The organism is Glycocaulis sp. (genome assembly GCF_052168375.1).
Taxonomy (GTDB): Bacteria; Pseudomonadota; Alphaproteobacteria; order Caulobacterales; family Maricaulaceae; genus Glycocaulis.
Window position 1 is genome coordinate 1 of record NZ_JBQLZR010000054.1, and the last position, 3,490, is coordinate 3,490.

Consider the following 3,490-nt stretch of genomic DNA (forward strand, 5'->3'; position numbering starts at 1 on the left):
TCCCATTCGAGATAGAAGAAGCCGCCGCCTTCCAGCGCAGCGGCACGGATGCGTTCGGCGATGGTTTCCCATCGCGCGCGCGGAGAGGGCAGGCGGTTGTATTCGCGGGCGGAGCGCCAGCGGCGGGCGACCGGATGGCCGAGCCTTGCCGCTTCGGCGAGGTAGGATTCCGCACGCTCGAAATTCTCGACAATGCCGCACAGGCGATAGCTGCCGAGAACGGCGCCCGTTCCGTAGATGATGGAAAGGTTGAAATAGGCGTCGGCATCATTGCGGCGTGCGGCCGTCTCCAGCCATTCCAGCGCAAGATCAGTGTTCTGCTCCACGCCAAGGCCTGTCGCATACATGATGCCGAGCGTGTTCTGGACGCTGGGCTCACGGGCGGTCTGGGCGGCATGGCATATCAGCAGGGTGGTCTGGCGCGGCGTCAGGGCGCCGGTTTCGTCAAAGCCCAGCTCTCGCTGGAAGCCGCGAACGGAATCGCGCGTCTCCGGGCCGTAATACCCGTCCACCGGGCCGGCATAATAGCCAAGCGAGGTGAGGGCGCGCTGGCGCAGGTTCAGGCGGATGACCTCGCCAATACCGTCCGGCCCGACACGGGAGATACGCCGCAGGCTGGAACCATCGATCGAGCTCTGGCACTGGACGGTGTGGGCCTGCAGGCGGCGCTGCGCCATCAGGGATGCCTGGGCTCCGAAATAGCGGCCCCAGTCAGAGGCCCGTCGCCAGTTCTGCATGGCAAGGTCCAGCGCGGTGGGCGCAGGCTCGAAGCTGCCATGGCGCAGATAGGTATATCCGTCGCGATAGCCGCCGGGGCAGAAGCCGTCATATTCGCTGTCCCAGACACACTGGATGTCGCTGCGCGCCAGTTCCGCATCGCCCAGAAGCAGCCAGTAGCGCGCCCCTTCGGCATAGAGCCGCGCGGCATTCTCGCGTGACATGCACTCGAAGAAATCGCGGTCCGGATCGACAAACACGGCGGCGCGCGGACGGCTGGGATCATCATCGTCCACGCCGCACAGATTCCATTGCACGTGCCAAGGACGGGGCGGGTAGGTGCCGCCGCGCGCCGATCCGTAGAGCGTGTTCAGCTGGATGATCCGTTCGATGGTGGCCGCGTCACGCTGGGGCAGGAAAGGATAGGTGTCGCGCAACGTCATCGGACGGCGCTCCACGACCAGCAGGCGGTAGAGCACGAGCTCTGCTTCAGGCTGGAGAAGGCCGCGAGCCGTCGAAAAACGGTCAGCGCCGACAGACAGAAGCGCGTCGGTCACTGCAGGGCAGTTGATCTCGCCCTGTTCGCCGCGCCGCAAGGCCCGGCCATTCACGACCGTGGCGGCGCGCGGCGGCAAGCGCTCCAGCGTGCTGTAGGCAGGGGAGGAGAAGGAGGAGGTTGCGCCCCGGCCCTGAAGCGCGCGCGAGGGTATCCGGATCGGTGCGGCGTCGACGAAGCTTGGCTGGCTTTCACGAAGGCACGCATCAGCTACGGCGGTTCGCAAGAGGAAGCGGTCAATCTGGCAGGGCTTGAAGCTGCCGGGACGGTCACTGCACGGCCACATGATGTAGCCGACAGCCACGATGATAACGAGAAGGACGATGACCGATAACAGGATGACGATCGGGCTGACGGGATCGCCATACCGCCTGTCATAGCGAGACTCGCCCTCCCTGCTCATGCGTGCGCCGTCTCCCCTCTTGCCCAACGTCACACCGGAAGTCCCCTCAACCGATATGCGTTAGCTGTTCGTTAACCATATCGTTCCGTGCGGTGGTGCGAAAGGGGAAACGCAAAACCCTCGCAGTCGATCCAATTTTGTTAACCATGAATGCAGCGGCGCTGGCCGGTAGCGCGCCCGGTGCCTTGTGGGCTATGAGCAGGCCATGACAGACAGTCTTCAAGATACCGCCAGACAGGCCCTCGAGACCGCTATTCCCGTACTGGCAGAGCGGCTGGATTCGCTTGTTATCCGCGATGCGGTTGCAACGGTCATCCTGCGCCCGGCGGCATCAGGTACCGAGGCGGATGAAGCCGCGACCCGCAGCCGGATCGAGGCAATACTGACCGCGATCGACGGTGTGGAACGTGTCCGTGTGATCGTTGAGCAGCCCCGTTCTCCGGCCAAGGCACGCGCATCGCAAATGCCTGCGCCGGTCAAAGCGCCGGCATCGCTGATCATTGCGGTTGGTTCCGGCAAGGGCGGGGTCGGCAAGTCGACCGTAGCTGCCAATCTGGCGGGTGCCTGTGTCGAGATGGGCCTGCGTACCGGGCTGGTGGACGCCGACGTGTTCGGGCCTAGCGCGCCGCGCCTGTTCGGACTTACAAACGCGCCGGGTCTGAGAAAGACCAAGGGCGGGATCGAGCCGTTGCAGGCGCACGGGGTTAAGCTGGTCTCGACAGGCTTTCTTGTCGGCGACCGCGAGCCGGTTGTCTGGCGCGGCCCCATGGTAACCGGCGCCATACGCCAGTTCCTCACAGAGGTTGACTGGGATGGCGGCGATGGTCCGCTGGATGTGCTTGTCATCGACATGCCACCCGGCACTGGCGATGCCCAACTGGCCATTGCGCAAGGTGTGCCGATCAGTGGCGCGGTGATCGTTTCCACGCCGCAGACGGTCGCGCTTGATGATGCCCGCAAGGCCATGGCGCTGTTTGAGCGAACCGAAATACCGGTGCTCGGCATGATCGAGAATATGAGCTTCTTCCTCTGTCCGCATTGCGGTGAGGGAAGCGAGATATTCGGCCGGGGCGGCGCGCGCGCCGAAGCCGAATTGATGGGTATTCCCTTCCTGGGCGAGATACCGCTTCACCCCGCCTTGCGTGTCGCAAGCGACGAAGGACGGCTGGTGTCGCAGGAAGACGGGCCGCTCGCGCGTGCCTTCGCGTCGGCCGCCAGTGCCATGCTGGAAACGGCCCGGACGGCGAACCGCCCGGCGCCAGAAATTGTGTTCGAAGACTAGGAGCTACTACCAGCCGATGTCCTGCAGGAAGGTCCGGGCGTCACGGACGCTCTCGTCCGGGATTTCCTCCATGAGCGCGTGGCCGGCGTTCTCATACGTGATCAGGCGGGCATTCGGCATGGCGTTGGCAAAACGGCTGCCGTGTTCGGCTGGAACCACCGTATCGGCAGCACCCCACAGGATCAGCGTTGGCGCCTCGATGGTGGAGAGCAGCGGTTCCGGGTCAGGCAGGGTGAACTGGGTCAGGCGGGCCACCAGTGCATCGCCAATGCCGGGCTGGCGCATCATCTGGCCGATTTCGGCAATGCGGTCGTCGGACAGCCGGGCTGGATCGGCGTAAAGCGCTTGGGTCGCAAGCCGGATGCCGGCTTCCGGCGCGAGGCGCAAATAGAGCTGGACCGCCATCGGAACCTCGACCGGTTCATCGCCGACATTATTGATCGAGTACCCGCCCGGACTGACAAGGATCAGGCCCGCGACGCGGTCCGGGTTCGCCGCAGCATGGCGCCAGGCGATCAGGCCGCCGAGCCAA

The 3,490-nt window shown here is 64.8% G+C and carries 3 protein-coding genes; 1 reads left to right on the top strand and 2 read right to left on the bottom strand.

What is annotated here, in order from left to right; all coding sequences use genetic code 11:
- The coding region (locus ACTS2Z_RS02220; protein ID WP_442571606.1) for a peptidoglycan-binding protein at nucleotides 1–1,676 on the bottom strand (1,676 nt) is incomplete at its 3' end.
- A gap of 205 nt (nucleotides 1,677–1,881) precedes the next feature.
- Between ACTS2Z_RS02220 and ACTS2Z_RS02225 the strand changes: the two genes are divergently transcribed.
- A complete protein-coding gene (locus tag ACTS2Z_RS02225; protein WP_442571607.1) occupies nucleotides 1,882–2,958 on the top strand; it encodes an Mrp/NBP35 family ATP-binding protein in 1,077 nt (358 codons plus the stop codon).
- A gap of 6 nt (nucleotides 2,959–2,964) precedes the next feature.
- On the opposite strand, the gene ACTS2Z_RS02230 is transcribed toward ACTS2Z_RS02225, so the two are convergent.
- Nucleotides 2,965–3,490, bottom strand: a 526-nt coding sequence (locus ACTS2Z_RS02230) for an alpha/beta fold hydrolase (protein WP_442571608.1), incomplete at its 5' end; no start/stop codon positions are given.

Bases quoted from the DNA above. Each gene is read 5' to 3' on its own strand.
- ACTS2Z_RS02225 (WP_442571607.1), top strand. From the start codon at position 1,882: ATGACAGACAGTCTTCAAGATACCGCCAGACAGGCCCTCGAGACCGCT.